15 protein-coding genes are annotated in these 15,393 nt (G+C 64.4%); 6 read left to right on the top strand and 9 right to left on the bottom strand.

The features are described from left to right. Positions 1-13 precede the first annotated feature (13 nt). Positions 14-1,420 carry an acetate metabolism transcriptional regulator RamB gene (gene ramB, locus ACIBJI_RS00560; RefSeq protein ID WP_364353524.1) on the top strand — a complete coding sequence of 469 codons (1,407 nt, stop codon included), beginning with the start codon at positions 14-16 and terminating at the stop codon, positions 1,418-1,420. 107 nt (positions 1,421-1,527) lie between these two features. Here ramB and ACIBJI_RS00555 read toward each other — a convergent pair whose 3' ends face one another. Then, on the bottom strand, positions 1,528-2,760 hold the full coding sequence (locus ACIBJI_RS00555; protein ID WP_364353527.1) for an MFS transporter: 1,233 nt from the start codon (positions 2,758-2,760) through the stop codon (positions 1,528-1,530). 75 nt (positions 2,761-2,835) lie between these two features. Between ACIBJI_RS00555 and ACIBJI_RS00550 the strand changes: the two genes are divergently transcribed. Continuing rightward, positions 2,836-3,675, top strand: coding sequence for a TetR/AcrR family transcriptional regulator (locus tag ACIBJI_RS00550; RefSeq protein ID WP_397082600.1), 840 nt, complete (start codon positions 2,836-2,838; stop codon positions 3,673-3,675). A 230-nt stretch (positions 3,676-3,905) separates the two neighbouring features. On the opposite strand, the gene ACIBJI_RS00545 is transcribed toward ACIBJI_RS00550, so the two are convergent. The 6 genes from ACIBJI_RS00545 to urtA form a co-directional block, all read right to left on the bottom strand. Then, a complete protein-coding gene (locus ACIBJI_RS00545) occupies positions 3,906-4,610 on the bottom strand; it encodes a GntR family transcriptional regulator (protein ID WP_397082598.1) in 705 nt (234 codons plus the stop codon). A gap of 10 nt (positions 4,611-4,620) precedes the next feature. After that, complete coding sequence (gene urtE, locus ACIBJI_RS00540) at positions 4,621-5,313, bottom strand: urea ABC transporter ATP-binding subunit UrtE (RefSeq protein ID WP_364353535.1); 693 nt, start codon at positions 5,311-5,313, stop codon at positions 4,621-4,623. Beyond that, positions 5,297-6,148 (bottom strand): urea ABC transporter ATP-binding protein UrtD, encoded by an 852-nt coding sequence (urtD, locus tag ACIBJI_RS00535; RefSeq protein WP_397082596.1) that lies wholly within the window; start codon positions 6,146-6,148, stop codon positions 5,297-5,299. Before urtD ends, urtE begins: the two co-directional genes overlap by 17 nt. Continuing rightward, positions 6,145-7,293, bottom strand: a complete 1,149-nt coding sequence (gene urtC / locus ACIBJI_RS00530) for an urea ABC transporter permease subunit UrtC (RefSeq protein WP_364353541.1) — start codon at positions 7,291-7,293, stop codon at positions 6,145-6,147. Before urtC ends, urtD begins: the two co-directional genes overlap by 4 nt. Next, positions 7,290-8,174, bottom strand: coding sequence for an urea ABC transporter permease subunit UrtB (gene urtB / locus ACIBJI_RS00525; RefSeq protein ID WP_396958255.1), 885 nt, complete (start codon positions 8,172-8,174; stop codon positions 7,290-7,292). Before urtB ends, urtC begins: the two co-directional genes overlap by 4 nt. A 68-nt stretch (positions 8,175-8,242) precedes the next feature. Then, positions 8,243-9,523 carry an urea ABC transporter substrate-binding protein gene (gene urtA, locus ACIBJI_RS00520; protein WP_397082593.1) on the bottom strand — a complete coding sequence of 427 codons (1,281 nt, stop codon included), beginning with the start codon at positions 9,521-9,523 and terminating at the stop codon, positions 8,243-8,245. A 354-nt stretch (positions 9,524-9,877) separates the two neighbouring features. Here urtA and ACIBJI_RS00515 point away from each other — a divergent pair, with 354 nt between their 5' ends. Continuing rightward, positions 9,878-11,707, top strand: a complete 1,830-nt coding sequence (locus tag ACIBJI_RS00515) for an acyl-CoA dehydrogenase (RefSeq protein WP_397082591.1) — start codon at positions 9,878-9,880, stop codon at positions 11,705-11,707. Position 11,708: 1 nt separating this feature from the next. Here the strand turns inward: ACIBJI_RS00515 and ACIBJI_RS00510 are convergent, their stop codons facing one another. Next, positions 11,709-12,593 (bottom strand): nuclease-related domain-containing protein, encoded by an 885-nt coding sequence (locus ACIBJI_RS00510; RefSeq protein ID WP_364353553.1) that lies wholly within the window; start codon positions 12,591-12,593, stop codon positions 11,709-11,711. Between the two features lie 219 nt (positions 12,594-12,812). On the opposite strand from ACIBJI_RS00510, the gene ACIBJI_RS00505 reads away from it, so the two are divergent. Next, positions 12,813-13,346, top strand: coding sequence for a carboxymuconolactone decarboxylase family protein (locus tag ACIBJI_RS00505; protein WP_364353846.1), 534 nt, complete (start codon positions 12,813-12,815; stop codon positions 13,344-13,346). A gap of 272 nt (positions 13,347-13,618) precedes the next feature. Further along, on the top strand, positions 13,619-13,750 hold the full coding sequence (locus ACIBJI_RS00500; RefSeq protein WP_364353556.1) for a hypothetical protein: 132 nt from the start codon (positions 13,619-13,621) through the stop codon (positions 13,748-13,750). A gap of 9 nt (positions 13,751-13,759) precedes the next feature. Here ACIBJI_RS00500 and ACIBJI_RS00495 read toward each other — a convergent pair whose 3' ends face one another. Beyond that, on the bottom strand, positions 13,760-14,527 hold the full coding sequence (locus tag ACIBJI_RS00495) for a TetR/AcrR family transcriptional regulator C-terminal domain-containing protein (protein WP_396958253.1): 768 nt from the start codon (positions 14,525-14,527) through the stop codon (positions 13,760-13,762). A gap of 144 nt (positions 14,528-14,671) precedes the next feature. Here ACIBJI_RS00495 and ACIBJI_RS00490 point away from each other — a divergent pair, with 144 nt between their 5' ends. After that, positions 14,672-15,049 carry a VOC family protein gene (locus ACIBJI_RS00490; RefSeq protein WP_364353562.1) on the top strand — a complete coding sequence of 126 codons (378 nt, stop codon included), beginning with the start codon at positions 14,672-14,674 and terminating at the stop codon, positions 15,047-15,049. Positions 15,050-15,393: the final 344 nt, after the last annotated feature.

Raw genomic sequence — 15,393 nt, 5'->3', positions numbered from 1 at the left:
ATAAACTGGACATATGGCCAAGACTTACGTCGGGGCGCGGCTTCGTCAGCTGCGGACCGAGCGAGGACTGAGCCAGGTCTCACTCGCCCAGAAGCTGGAGATCTCGGCGAGTTACCTCAACCAGATCGAACACGATGTGCGCCCGCTCACCGTACCGGTACTGCTGCGGATCAGCGAAGTGTTCGGCGTCGACGCGACGTTTTTCTCTTCCCAGGACGACACCCGTCTCATTGCCGAACTCCAAGAGGTCGTAATGGACCAGGAGCTCGGCATCGAGGCCGATACCCAGGAGATCGCGGATATGGTCTCCGCGCATCCGAGCATGGCGCGGGCCCTGGTCAATATGCACAACCGGTACCGCAATACCTCCGCGCAGCTGGCCGCCGCCACCGAGGACCGCTTCGCCGACGGCTCCGGCAGCGCGGCCATCAGCAAACCGCACGAGGAAGTACGCGACTTCTTCTACCAGCGGCAGAACTACATCCACGAATTGGATACCGCCGCAGAGGAACTCACCGCCCGTATCCGCTTCCACGGCGGGGATGTGAACAGCGAGATCGCCCGCCTGTTGCGCGCACACGATGTGAACATTGTCGAGCGTATCGATCTCGGCGAGGGCGTATTACACCGTTACGACCCGCAGACCCAGCGGCTCGAGATCGCGCCACATCTGTCCGGCGGACAGCGCACCTTCAAACTCGCCGCCGAGCTCGCCTACTTCGAATGCGGTGATCTGCTCGAAAAACTGGTGGAGGAAGGCAATTTCGCCGCCGAGGACACCCGCAAGCTGGCCATGCTCGGCCTGGCGAATTACTTCGCCGCGGCAACCGTATTGCCCTACACGCACTTTCACGAGGTCGCCGAGGATTTCCGCTACGACATCGAGCGGCTGTCGGCCTTCTTCACCCAGAGTTATGAGACGATCTGCCATCGCCTCTCAACTCTGCAGCGGCCCAAGCTGCGCGGCGTACCGTTCTCCTTCGTGCGCGTGGACCGCGCGGGCAATATGTCGAAACGCCAATCCGCCACCGGTTTCCACTTCTCTTCGAGCGGTGGCACCTGTCCGCTGTGGAATGTCTACGAGACCTTCGCCTATCCAGGCAAGATCATGACGCAGATCGCCCAGATGCCCGACGGTCGCAAATACCTGTGGGTCGCCCGCACCGTCGAACGCCGCGCGACCCGATATGGCCAGGCCAGCAAGACCTTTGCGATCGGTCTGGGTTGCGAGCTGCGCCACGCCGGTCGCGTCGTCTACGCCGACGGCATCGATCTCGACGAGGCGAAGGCCACGCCGATCGGTGCGGGCTGCCGAGTCTGCGAACGCGCCAACTGCCCGCAGCGCGCCTTTCCCCCGCTGGGCAAAGTCCTTGATATCAGCGAGCATCGAAGCTCGGTTTCCCCGTACGTCCTCAAGTGAGACGGTGCCGCCTACGCGGCATGGGAACCCTCGCAGTCTGAAATTCAGTTGCGTCCGAACGCGCTCGGCCGACATCGGCGAATCCGATGTCGGCCGAGCGCATTCGACTAAGCAGGCAGCGACGAACGCTGGATCCGTACCCCGAACAGAGTTAGGCCGAGCGCCGCGACCAGCAGGATGGCCAGGGTCCACGCCAGCACCGAAAAGCCGTGTGGCGCGGCGGCCGCGGCCACCAGCGGTCCGGCGGTGGCACCGACGTAGAAGCTGAACATGGCGACCGAGGATGCGGCGGCGCGAGCCTCACCGCCCAGCTCCCCCGCCGTCTGCAAGACCGCGGGCGCGATGACGCCGAGCCCGCCGACCAGCACGGCGAGCAGGATGGTCAGGACCGCGAGGTGGGTGCCTTCGAAAGTGGCGATCACCATGGCGGTCGCTGCGACCAACACGCCCAGCACCATCTGGCCCGGCTTGGTCAGGCGCGAGAGCGGGATGGCCAACAGCGGCAGTGCGAACATCACCGGCAGCGCACCCGCACGCAGTGCGAGCAGCTCACCGGAACTCCTGACCAATCCAGTGATTTCGATGCCGGTGTACACACCGACCATTACCGCCATGGCCAGCGCGCCCGCGGCCAGCATCGGCAGCAGCGCCTTGATGCGCAGCACCGCCGGAATCGCGGCGTAGCTGTGCACGAGTGGCTTGTCGCGGCCGGTGGGAGCGTCATCGAGCATGACCGCACGCAGCACGAATGCGAGCGCTACGAACACGACCGACGAACCGATGAACATGGTGCGCCACGGGAACGCGGCGACGACGGCCTGCGAGGCGATCTGCGCCAGCACCGTCGCGGCCAGGAAAGAGGTGGCCACCGACATGGTGACCACCGCACGATGCGCCGGCGCGATGCGGGTGGCGATATAGGCCATGATCGCGGGCGGTATCGAACCGACAACAAGTCCCTGCGCGACGCGCAGTCCAACCGCGATCGGCGCACTGAACGATAAACCGGTCAACAGTGTGACCACCGCAGCGGTGATCATGCCGGTGACCAGTACCCGGCGGTGGCCGTAGCGATCCGACAGCGGGCCGAACAGCACGAAGCCACCCGCATAACCGAAGGCGAAGGCGCTGATGATCCAGGTCATTACGCCCGCACCCACATTCCAGTCGGCCTTCATGGCCGTAAACAGGGGGATCGGGATGTACATCTGGCCGGTGGCCAGCAGAGCGGACAGGACGAAAACAGGGAGGGTACGCCCGGTGTGCGCGCGTGGTGACGCGCTGCGAGTACGTGCCCGAGCCGGGATACCGGCCGGAAGCTGAAGAGTCGGCGTTGCCATGTGGACGAAGTTAGGCCCATTGCCTGGCAGTTGTCAACCAAATAGTTGGTTTAATGAAATGGTAAAGTCGCGGTCATGACGGTCACGATGAAACGCAGTGACGCGACCAAGCAGGCCCTGCTGCGTGCCGCGCGCGACGAATTCGCCGAATACGGCCTGGCCGGCGCGCGGGTGGACCGGATCGCCGAGGCGGCCGGGGTGAACAAGGAGCGCATCTACGGCCTGTTCGGCAGCAAGGACAAACTTTTCGACGTCATCCTGATCGACACCATGCGCGAATTCTTGGATGTGGTCCAACCCCTGGCCGAGACCGAACCCGGTGAGTATGTGGGCAAGCTGTTCGACTATCACCGCGCAAATCCGCAACTGCTAAGGCTTTTGCTCTGGGAGGGGCTGCACCGCGGCACCGACGCGCACGATATCGACGGCTGGCGCGCCCAGCACTACCTGCGGAAATTCGATCGAGCCAAAGAGCAGTTCGATGTCGACGCCAGCCACGCGGGCCGACTGCTGCTCGCACTGTGCGGACTGTCCAACTGGAGCCTCGCGGTCCCGCAGACCACCCGCCTGCTGCTCGGCGCGGATGCCGAGAATCAGGGTGCGACCCGCGAATTCATGATGGAGTTCGCCAGGGCGGCGATGCGAACGGATAAGTCGGTCCCGCACCGCGAGCCGGTCAATGAGTTGACCACCGAATCGAACAGCGGGGTTGACGGCGCTGCCACGGGCGTCGATCCCGTAGACCGCGCGGCCCAACGGCTACGCGCGGCCCAGGCCGCCGCCGATGCGGCCCGCAACGAACTCGCCGCCGCCCTGCGCGACGCCCACGCCGATGGCACCAGCGCCAACCAACTCGCCCGCCAGGTCTCGGGCACCCTGTCCCGCCCTGTCGTCCTGAAGCTTCTAGCCGACTGATTGCATTTCGCCGATCTGGCCATACCTGCGACAACTCGGCTGCAAAGCCACTCTCCTGGCACTGGTGTACGGGATGGTCGCCTGGACCGCGCTGCGGGTTTCGATCGCGATCGTGGCGAACACCTCACCCCGACTTCGGCGACCCCGCTGTGACCATCGGCGGCCTCATGTCGCGGTCGCACTACACGATTCCGCTCGCGCCGATCGTGAAATACTTGCTGACCGAAGAGTCAATCCCGCACCGCACGTGAGAGTTTCGTGAACTCGATCGCCTGCTGGGCACGCGCGAGTACGTGCGTTCGCGAGCTTCCGATGTGTGCGGTGAGGGTGCGCAGCGCGGCACTCGGATCACCCGCGAGCAGGTGTTCGGCGATCGCGATGTGCTCGGCGGTCATGGTGGCGATCCGCTCCGGCGTCGGCAGGTCCAGGGTGCGTACCGGGCGAACCCGGACGTACACGCCGGTCAGTGCGTCCGCCAGCGCCGCATTGCCCGCCGCCGCGAGCAGACTTGTGTGGAACTGTTCGTCCGCGGCGACCAGCGCCGGTCCCGGCGCGGGCGGATAGTCGCGAAATCCGCGCCAGATATCGAGTTCCGCACGCACCAGCGACGAGTCGTGCACCGGTGCCGGTTCGCCGACGATACCGATGACGCGCTGAATTCCCCTGGTCTCCAACACAATTCGTAGCTCGTAGAGATTGCCCAGCTCCTCCAATCGCGGTCGATACGGATACAGCCCATCGGCATGCCGCTGCACCAATCCATCGGCCTGCAGCCGGGCGAGCGCTTCCCGCACGGGGGTGCGCGAAACCCCGTAGATCTCGGCCAGGCGTTCCTCGCCGAGCCGTTCGGTGGGCACGATCGCCCCCGTGGCCAGGTCCCGCCGCAGCGATTCGTAAACCCGCTCGCTGAGCGGAACCCGCCCCCTGCGCGTCATGGCGGCCAGCTCAGATCGCCATCGCCGAGCGAACCGAGGCCTCCGCGGCCGCTCCGCCTTCGCCGGTGGAGCTCACGCGGCCGGACTGCAGGACGTAATAGCGTTGCGCCGCTTGCAGTGCGAAGCCGATGTGCTGTTCCACCAGCAGCACGCTGAGTCCGCCGCGACCGGTCAAATCGATTATCGTGCGCTCGATTTCGGCGACCACGGACGGTTGGATGCCCTCGGTCGGCTCGTCGAGAATCAGCAGCTTCGGCTCGGTGATCAGCGCCCTGGCGATCGCCAATTGCTGGCGCTGCCCGCCGGACAGCAGGCCTGCCTTGCGATTCAGCAGTTCGCGCAGTGCCGGAAACAGGTCGAGCGATTCGTCGATCAAGGCCTTACCGCGTTTGCGGCCGTCGGCGACGACCTGCAGGTTCTCGGCGGTGGTCAGCTGCGGGAAGCTCTGCTGTCCCTGCGGCACATATGCGATACCGCGTTTGACCCGACGTGACGGCGACATCTTGGTAATCGCCTCACCGTTGAAGTTGATCTGTCCGGATCTGGTGCCGATCAGACCGACGGCCGTGCGCAGCAGCGTGGTCTTGCCCGCGCCGTTGTGCCCCATGATCGCCACCACGCTGTCGTCGGCGACGGTGATCGAGACGCCGTGGATCACCTCGGTCCGGCCGTAACCCGAATGGATATCAATGAGCTCGAGCATCGGCGGACTCCTTCGCGGTCAGTTCCTGCGCGGTCCGCGCATCTTCGAGTTCAGTGCCGATAGCAGCGGCGGTGCCGAGGTAGACCTGCTGCACCTTGGGATCGGCCTGCACCTGTTCGACGGTGCCCTCACTGAGTATCTTGCCCGCGGCCAGCACGGTGACAGAGGTCGCGAAGGACCGCATGAAATCCATATCGTGCTCGACCACCAGGACGATGCGTTCACCGCCGATGCGCCGCAACAGATTTCCGGTCTCCTCGCGCTCTTCGGCGCTCATACCCGCAACCGGTTCGTCGAGCAGCAGCACCGAGGCGTTCTGCACCAGCAGCATGCCGATTTCCAGCCACTGCTTCTGCCCGTGCGCCAGCACACCGGCGGGCTTATCGCGCAGCTCGCCCAGGCCGGTGATCTCGAGCGCCTCTTCGATACTCGGCAAGACCGACTTTCGACGGCGCAACAGCGTCAGCGCCGAACGCTCCGCACCCGCCGCGATATCGAGATTCTGCAGCACACTGAGTTGCTCGAAAACGCTCGCCGTCTGGAAGGTTCGGCCGATGCCGAGTCGGGCGATCTGGTGCACCTTCTTGCCGAGGAATTCGACACCGGACTTCTGTGCCGATCCGGTAGCGGGCACCAGGCCGGTGATCGCATCGATGACCGTGGTCTTTCCCGCACCATTGGGTCCGATCAAGAACCGCAGATCACCCTGCAGCACAGTGAGATCCACATCTGAGACGGCGTGGAAACCGTCGAAACTCACCGAGAGACCGCGGATTTCGAGGTACTCGCTCGACATACCCGCATTGCCGCCCGGCTTCGGGTCGTGTGCGCTCATCGGGATTCCACCTTCTCCTCGGTCACGACTTCGGGCAGCGGTTCATCGACCACCGCCGGAGCAGGTGCGGCAGTCTTGGGAAACTTACTGTCCAGCAACCCCTTCAACATCGGCCACAGCCCCGCCAGCCCCGCCGGGATGAACCCTACGACCACGATGAACAGCACGCCTTGCAGATAGGTCCAGCTGGACGGGAACTCCTCCGAGAGCGCCGTCTGCGCCCAGGCGACGCCGATCGCGCCGAGGACCGGCCCGAGCAGTGTGGTCCGACCGCCGATCGCGACACCGATAATGAATGCGATGGACGGAACGACACCGATATCAGCGGGCGAGATGATGCCCACGATCGGGGTGAACAGCGCACCCGCGATGCCCGCGAAGAATGCCGCGACGACATACGCCACGATCTTGATATTGGCCGGATCGTAGCCGAGGAAGCGCACCCGTTCCTCCTGATCACGCACGGCCACGAGCAATTCGCCGTAGCGGCTGTGCATGAGCTGGCGCACCGCGGCGACCACCAGCAGCAAGGTGCCGGCCGCGATGAAGAACAGCATCTGCCGGTTGACCGGATCCGAGAGCTTGAAGCCGAAGAAGGCGCGGAAGTCCGACAGTCCGGTGAACCCGCCGATCTTCTGCTGTCCGGTCAGCAGAATCGCCAGCGCCGCGGCCAAGGCCTGACTCAGGATCGCGAAATACGTGCCCTTGACCCGGCGCTTGAATACGCCGTAACCGAGTGCCGCCGCGATCAGCGCCGGCAGCACCAGAATGCCGATCAGGGCGACCGGAGCCGACGCGAAAGGCCGCCAGAACGAGGGTAATTCGCGAATACCCGCGATCTCCATGAACTCCGGAACCTCGTTGTGCAGCCGGGCCGCATCGGCCATCTGTAGATGCATCGCCATGATGTATGCGCCGATGCCGAAGAACACTCCTTGCCCCAGCGTCAGCATTCCACCACGGCCCCAAGCCAATCCGATGCCTGCCGCCACAATCGCGAAGCACAGGAATTTGGCCAGCAGGTTGAGCCGGAAATCGCTGAGAACTGCGGGCGCGACCGCGAACAACACAATCGCGGCGACGATGAAGCCGCCCCACGCGGTCACGGAAGGATATGCGCGCCAACGTTGTCCGAGTGTGGTCATGCCAGGCTCCTCGTCCGAACGGTGAATAGCCCCTGCGGACGAACCTGCAGGAAAATGACGATGATGACGAAGACGATCACCTTCGCGATCGAGGCCGTAGTCGAGTATTCGATATACGAATTCAGCAGGCCGAGCGCGAAGGCCGCGATCACAGTGCCCTTGATCTGCCCGAGCCCGCCGATCACGACGACCAGGAAGGCATCGATCAAATAGCTCTGTCCGATGGTCGGGCTGGTCGAACCGATGAGGGTCAGCGCGACGCCCGCGACTCCGGCCAGGCCGGAGCCGATGAAGAAGGTGCTGATGTCGGTGACGCGGCTGGAGACGCCGCTGGTCTCGGCCAGACCCCGGTTCTGCACGACCGCGCGGATGCGCCGACCCAGCGGGGTGGTCTTGAGCACGGTGGCCAGCGCGGTCACCGCGACGAGCGCGAGCACGAGAATGAAGATGCGGGTCTTCGGCACCACCGCACCGAGAATGGTGACACCGCCGCTGAGCCAATCGGGTGCGAGTACGTTCTTGGCGGGCGCGCCGAAGATGTCACGCGCGGCCTGTTGCAGCACGAGTCCCACACCGAAGGTGACGAGCAGGGTATCCAGCGGCCGGTCGTACATCCACCGGATCAGACCCATTTCCAGGGCCGCGCCGAGCAGGCCGCCGACCAGGAAACCGACAAGCAAGGAAACGACCAGCGATACCCCGGCCGACGAGATGACCTTCTGCACAACATAAGTCGTGTAACACCCGGCCATGATGAATTCGCCGTGCGCCATGTTGATCACGCCCATCTGACCGAAGGTCAGCGAAAGGCCCAGCGCCGCAAGCAGAAGAATGGATCCCAGACTCAGCCCGGTGAAGAGCTGGCCGATCAACACGTCCATATTCGGATTCCTAACGGGGTCGGCCGGGTGCGGGCCCCCTCACAGACCCCGCACCCGGCGCCAGTCGACTACTTGAGGCCCTTGGCCCACTCGTAGGACGTCAGGTACGGGTCCGGCGTCACGGCCTTGCCCGAGTCCCACACCGTGTAGATCAGGCCGTCCGGGCGGATTTCGCCGATGCGGGCGGTCTTGGTGATGTGGTGGTTGGAGCCGTCGACGGTGACCAGGCCCTCCGGGGCATCGAAGGTCACGCCGTCGGCTGCGGCCTGAATATCGGCCACCTTGAACGACTTCGCCTTTTCCACGGTGTTCTTCCACAGGAAGACCGAGGCGTAGGCGGCCTCCATCGGGTCCGAGGTCGGCTTGTCGGCACCGAATGCGGCCTTGTAGTCCGCGACGAACTTCTTGTTAACGGGTGTGTCGACGGTCTGGTAGTAATTCCACGCGGTCAGCTGTCCGGCGATATTCTGCGCGCCGATACCGGCGACCTCTTCCTCGGCGATGGATACCGAAACCACCGGCATATCAGCGGCTTTCAGGCCCGCATTGGTGTACTCACGGAAGAAGGCCACATTCGAGTCGCCGTTAAGGGTGTTGAATACCGCGCCCGCCTTGGCATTACGGACCTTGTTCACAATGGTGGAGAAGTCGGTGGAACCGAGCGGCGTGTAGTCCTCACCCTTGATCTCAATGCCGTTCGCGGCCGCGTAGGCCTTGATCTCCCGGTTGGCGGTCTGCGGGAAGACGTAGTCCGAGCCGACCAGGTACAGGGACTTGATGCCCTTCTGCTTCAGATAGTCCAGCGCGGGCAGGATCTGCTGGTTGGTGGTAGCGCCGGTGTAGAAGATGTTCTTGCTGTCCTCCAGGCCCTCGTACTGGACCGGGTAGTAGAGCAGCGAGTTCAGGCTCTCGAACTTCGGCTTCATGGCCTTGCGGCTCGACGAGGTCCAGCCGCCGAATACCGCCGCGACACAGTCGGAGCTGATCAGCTTCTCGGCCTTCTCCGCGAAGGTCTTCGGATCCGAGGCGCCGTCCTCGAGTACCAGGTCGAGCTTCTTGCCGAGTACACCGCCCGCGGCATTGATCTGGTCGACGGCCAGCTTGGTCGAATTGGCGACGGTGACTTCGGAAATCGCCATGGTGCCCGACAGCGAGTGCAGCGAGCCGATCTTGATCGAGTCCTTGGAGGTATCGACGCAGGACGAGGCGTTGGAGCCGCTGGCCGAGGCGTCATCCTTGGCGCCGCAGCCGGTCAGCAACAGTCCGGCGAGTGCGACGGCCGTCGGCGCGACCAGCGCCTTGCTGACGCGGCGCGAGCGCGATCGACGGGTATCACGGGATTCTGGCATGGAGCGCCACCCTTCTCACTTCATCAGGTATTCGGCGGCGCTGCGTGCGCCGCGCCGAATACGCCCGCCTTTGCCCCGGTCACGGCTGTAGACCGGGTTGTATACAGCGGCTGTATTCGTGGTGCGAACGTTAGACAGAAGTTGTTGCGCCGGAATATCTCTCGGTGACGAGTCCATTGCGCACGTTTCGGCCGTGTGAACGTTTGCGGAAATCGGTCGGCAAACCGCTGTGAGGAGGCCGCCCTGCCTACGGTTGCGTAGCAAGACAGCGGTACGGCAGGCTCTTTTTGTACAACGTCAAAACGCCGATTCCGCGGCTGCCCGGCCGTGGAGGCGTGAGTCCGAGGAGGACCGGTGGGTCACTACAAGGCGAACGTTCGGGATATCGAGTTCAACCTGTTCGAGGTGTTAGGACTGGACAAACTCCTTGATACGGGTGCCTATGGCGATCTCGATTCGGAAACCGTGCGCGAGATCCTGGCCGAGGTGAAGCGGCTCGCCGAGGGGCCGGTGGCGGAATCCTTCGCAGCGGCCGACCGCGACCCGGTGGTCTACGATCCGGCCACCTACTCGGTTTCGGTGCCCGAACCGCTACGCCAGACCGTCCAGGCCGTGCACGAGGCCGATTGGAGTCGGCTCGGCATGCCGGAGGGAATGGGCGGCACGCCGGCGCCCGCGGCGGTGATCTGGTCGGTCAATGAGATGCTCACCTGCGCCAATCCGGCGGCGAGCTTCTTCAATATGGGCCCGGTGATGTCCTCGGTGCTGTTCAATGTCGGCACCGAACAGCAGAAGCAGTGGGCCACAAAGGGTTACGACCGCGGCTGGGCGGGCACCATGGTGCTGACCGAGCCCGATGCCGGTTCCGATGTCGGCGCGGGACGCACCAGGGCCGTCAAGCAGGAGGACGGCTCCTGGCATATCGAGGGCGTCAAGCGCTTCATCTCCGGCGGTGATGTCGGCGAGACCGCCGAGAACGTCTTCCACCTGGTACTGGCTCGTCCGGAAGGCGCCGGTCCGGGCACCAAGGGCCTGTCGCTGTTCTACGTGCCGAAATTTCTGTTCGATCACGACACGCTGGAGTTGGGCGACCGCAATGGCGTCTACGTGACCGGTGTCGAGCACAAGATGGGTCTGAAGTCCTCGCCCACCTGTGAGCTGACCTTCGGTGCGACCGATGTGCCCGCCAAGGGCTGGCTGGTCGGCGAGGTGCACAACGGCATCGCGCAGATGTTCCAGGTGATCGAGAACGCACGCATGGTGGTCGGCATCAAGTCCGCCGGCACCCTGTCCACCGGATACCTCAATGCGCTCGACTACGCCAAACAGCGCGTGCAGGGGGCGGACCTGACCCAGATGACCGATAAGGCCGCCCCGCGCGTCCCCATCACCCACCACCCGGATGTGCGGCGTTCGCTGGCAATGCAGAAGGCCTACGCCGAAGGTCTGCGCGCGGTATACCTTTACACCGCTGCTCACCAGAATGCCGATGTGGCACAGCTGGTTTCGGGCGCGGACGCGGAATTGGCGCACCGAGTGGACGATCTGCTACTGCCGATCGTGAAGGGGGTCGGTTCCGAGCGGGCCTACCAGTACCTGACCGAATCACTGCAGACACTGGGCGGTTCGGGCTATCTGCAGGATTACCCGATCGAGCAGTACATCCGCGATGCGAAGATCGACTCGCTCTACGAGGGCACCACCGCGATCCAGGCGCAGGACTTCTTCTTCCGCAAGATCATTCGGGACAAGGGTGTGGCGCTCGCGCACGTCAACGGGCAGATCGCCGCCTTCTTGGAGGCCGAGACCAGTCGCTTCGAGACCGAGCGGGCGCTGCTGGCCACCGCGGTCGAGGATGTGCAGGCGATGGCGGCCACGCTGACCGGCTATCTGATGGCGTCCCAACAGGATCCGAAGCAGCTGTACAAGGTCGGACTCGGTTCGGTGCGCTTCCTGCTCGCGGTCGGCGATCTGCTCATCGCCTGGCGACTGCTGGTGCAGGCCGAGATCGCGGCCGCCGCACTGGCCGCCGAGGCACCGCCGAAGGATCGGGCGTTCTATTCCGGAAAGGTCGCCGTCGCAAGCTTTTTCGCGAAGAACGCACTGCCGGAGTTGACCGCGGTGAAGAACATTATCGCCGCGATCGATAACGACATCATGGAGCTGGACGAAGCCGCGTTCTGAATCAGCAGTTGGTCTGCAGGGGCCAACACTCGGTCGGATGGTGCGGCGGCGGCGAAGGCGTCACGCTCGTTGTCGAGGTATCCGGTTCGCGGGCCGGATCGGTCGAATCGTGGGCGAGTGAGCTCGCGATCACGATGAGGACCACAACCATTCCGACCAGGGCAACCGCGAAGACCGCCCACCCCGCCGCCGTCTGCCGCTTACTCGGCGGCAGCGGCGCGGGGATGACGTGCCGGCGCAGCTCCCGCGCCGACGGCGACGGCGCTTTCGGCTGCACCTCGTCGAAGCCATCGGCGAGCAGCTCGGCGCGCGAAGGCTTTTCGGTGGCGCCGAGTGCATCGCAGGCGGCGCCGACCCGATCCGCGGTCCAGCTGCGCGGTCCGGCGGAGAAACCCTCGAGGTAGATGCGGAGTTCGGTCGCGTCACGGGCATTCGAGACGAGGATATCCATGCCGGGACGCAGGTTGGTCCGGGCAGGTCGCACCGCGACCCCGCGGAACGGCACGAGTACGACAGCGCCGCAGATGTGGCCCGGATCGATCAGCGCCCGCTCCAGCCGGGTTTTCACCGCGTGCACGCTGTGTTCCAGCTGATCGATGGGATTGCCGGAGATCTCCTCGTCCAGGTCGGCAGGCTCGGCGCTGATCATCCATCGGCCGTCGCCCGGAATGTTCAGAATCCCGCTCTGGCGGCGTCGGAAGCCCTTGATATCGGTCACGGTAATGCCGCGAGGGGTCAGGATGACCGCGTCGACCCGACGGGATCCGTGCTCGCCGATCTCCAGGCCGACCAATGCGACTGCGGTCGTCGGATACAACCGCAGGCATTCCACGAACTCCTGTTCGGCCCCGGAGAGATTCGCTCCGGTCTTGATCTTCACCAGCATCGCGTATTTCCTACCCTCATCCGGTTCACCCCGGCGCCCCACATCCACCGCGCCGGTACTGATGATGACCCGCCGTCGCCGCGAAGACCACCGGAAAGCGCAACTCGGTGCCGCCGACCCGCCGATCGCGGACCTACCCGCTAGTACGCTCGGATTCGTTCCGGCAGGACGGATCCCGCCGCCGGCGGCGAGCAAGGAGGCACAGGCATGGTTTCGGCGTTGCGACCACGCATTTCACCGGGTCGACTCCGGGAGTTGGGCCCGATCAATTGGGTTGTCTGGCAGGTACTTTCACGCGCTGCGGGGACGGACGACGCACATCTGTTCAGCACGCTCGGCCGCACCAAGGGACTGTTTCGCGGCTGGCTGCACTTCTCCGGACGGTTGATGCCGGGTGGCCGACTGCCCAGGCATGAATCTGAGCTGGTCATCCTGCGCGTCGCCCAACTGCGCGACTGCGCCTACGAGATGGACCATCACATTCGCCTCGGCAGGCGAGCTGGCATCACGCCGCAGATCCTGGACCGAGTTCGCACCGGGCCCGCCGCCGAGGGGTGGTCGGACAAGCATCGCGCGCTGCTCACCGCGGTCGACAAGTTGGTCGAAACCCGCGATATCGACGACGCCACCTGGACCGCCCTTGCCGAGCACTACGACGAGCGCAGCCTGATCGAAATCGTGCTGCTCATCAATCAGTACGAAGGACTGGCCGCGACCATTACCGCGCTGCGGATCCAGCGCGACGGCATCTGACCTACCGCGGCGTCGGTGCGCAGTTCGCCTCTCGCCAACGCCGTCCATTCTCGATTTAGCAATTCCAGAGCGATCACCCCCGACAGCCCCTAAACTGAAACGCGACACGCACAGAATGACGATTTCCGTGACCGTCGTCATGCCGCACCACAGCTTTCGAGACAATAACCGATGTGTGTCGCACACCATAGTGTGACGGCACCAGGATCGGAAACCCCTCCATCAAGCTAGCTGACAGTTAACTGTCGGCTCGACAGGAGAAAGGGGCCGTCATGACCGTCAGCCTCGTGTTGATCGTGGCGGGATTCATCCTTCTATCCATCGTGATCACAAGCTTCATGCTTCCCGGCGGCGCGGACGCCGCACGGCATCCGAAACCGCATAACGAGCCCGGCGATCAGTAACCCTGCGGCTCAGCAGTTTTCGATGAGCTGGGCCAAGCCGTCCAGGACTCGCGCCAGACCGAATTCATAGGCATGGTCGGCGCTGTAGGCGCTGTCGTACGCCTGCCCCGCGACCGCGCCGATGCGGGCGGCGAGCGGGTAGCGCTCGTCATCGAAGAATTGGGCCAGCAGCGGTGCGGCGCGCTCCCACCATTGCCGGTCGGACATGGCGCTATCGGCGGCGGCGCGCTCGGTGTCGATGGCGATTCGCGCCACCGAGGTGACGAAGCCGAGGACGTAGGTGACGGCGGCGTCCATCTCGAGATCGTCGAGGCCGAGGCCGTCGAAGGCGCGCAGTTCGTGTTCATATTTGGCGGCGACGCCGGGGCCGAGCGGCGGCCGCGCGGTCGGCAGGTAGGCGACCCACGGGTGGCGGACCAGCATGGCGCGATTCTCGGCGGCGATCGTAGCGACACGATCGCGCCAGGGCAGCTCGGCCAGGTCGGCACGCGACATCTCCTGGTAGACCGCATCGAGCATGAGGTCGACGAGTTCCGCCTTGCCCGGTACGTAGGTGTAGGTGGCCATGGGGGTCAGCCCCAGCTTGGTGGCGACGGCTCGCATGGTGAGCGCGCCGATCCCATCCGTATCCGCGATTCCGATGGCCGCCGCGACCACGGCATCCACACTGCTGCGCTGTTTCGGTCCGCGTACCGATGCGACGGGCACGCGCCAGAGCAGTTCCAAGGTGCGCACGGGATCGCCCGCGCTGCTGCGGTCCCGTGATTGCTCGGCCATGCCGCCTCCTCGTTTCGCGAGATCCTTGTGCGAAAGCCGATCGTATCGGCGTGTCACACGCAACAGTTCGGCCGCTCGGAAATTTCTCTACAAAGTACAGCATACTTAGTATAGTATTTGAGTCCTGCTTCAGAGGAGGATCTAGTGAACATCACCGCTTCCGCCATCTCGCTCAATGTGGCCGACCCGCAGGCCTCGGCCAAGTTCGCCATCGACCACCTCGGCTTCACCGAGCAGATGTCGGCCGACGGCTTCGTGTCCGTCACCCGGCCCGATGCCGGTTTCACCCTGTGCTATCTGCGCACCGGTCTAGACAGCTTCAGGCCGATAGACAAAGCGGGGAGCGCGGGCGAGGGCCTACTGGTCGCCTTCGTCGTGGACGATATCGAGGCCGAGTACGAACGGCTCCAGCGCGAGGGCGTACCGATCGTCACCCCGATCGAAACCGAGCCCTGGGGCGAGCGGTACTTCCAGACAGCCGATCCGAACGGCATCATCCTGCAATTGGTGCAGTGGGTCTGATGCGGATCGAGGTCGCATGCCGTGCCGCAAGCAAGGCGTGCGACCTCGATAGCCTCAACTGACCAATTCCGTTGGACACCGGGCTGATACGCCTGCCAATGCCTTGCGGCGGTGCGCAAGCCCGGTGGACCCCGCTGAATGCGCGCTGGGACGGCGGGCGAATCCGACACCTCGGCTAGCCAATTCCATTGGCGTACAACGCGCTTGCACGCGGTAACGAGGAGCACGGATAACACGCTGCCGCATGGAAAACCCGGTGTGCATGCATCACGCTAGGGCGGCAGATAACCTCGGCACCTCAGCTACCAATTCCTTTGACGCACAACGCGCTTGCATGTCACATC

The sequence above is a fragment of the Nocardia sp. NPDC050408 genome, assembly GCF_044458905.1.
Lineage (GTDB): Bacteria > Actinomycetota > Actinomycetes > Mycobacteriales > Mycobacteriaceae > Nocardia.
The sequence above is the reverse complement of the archived record's forward strand: the minus strand, read 5'-3'. Positions and strand labels throughout refer to the sequence as shown.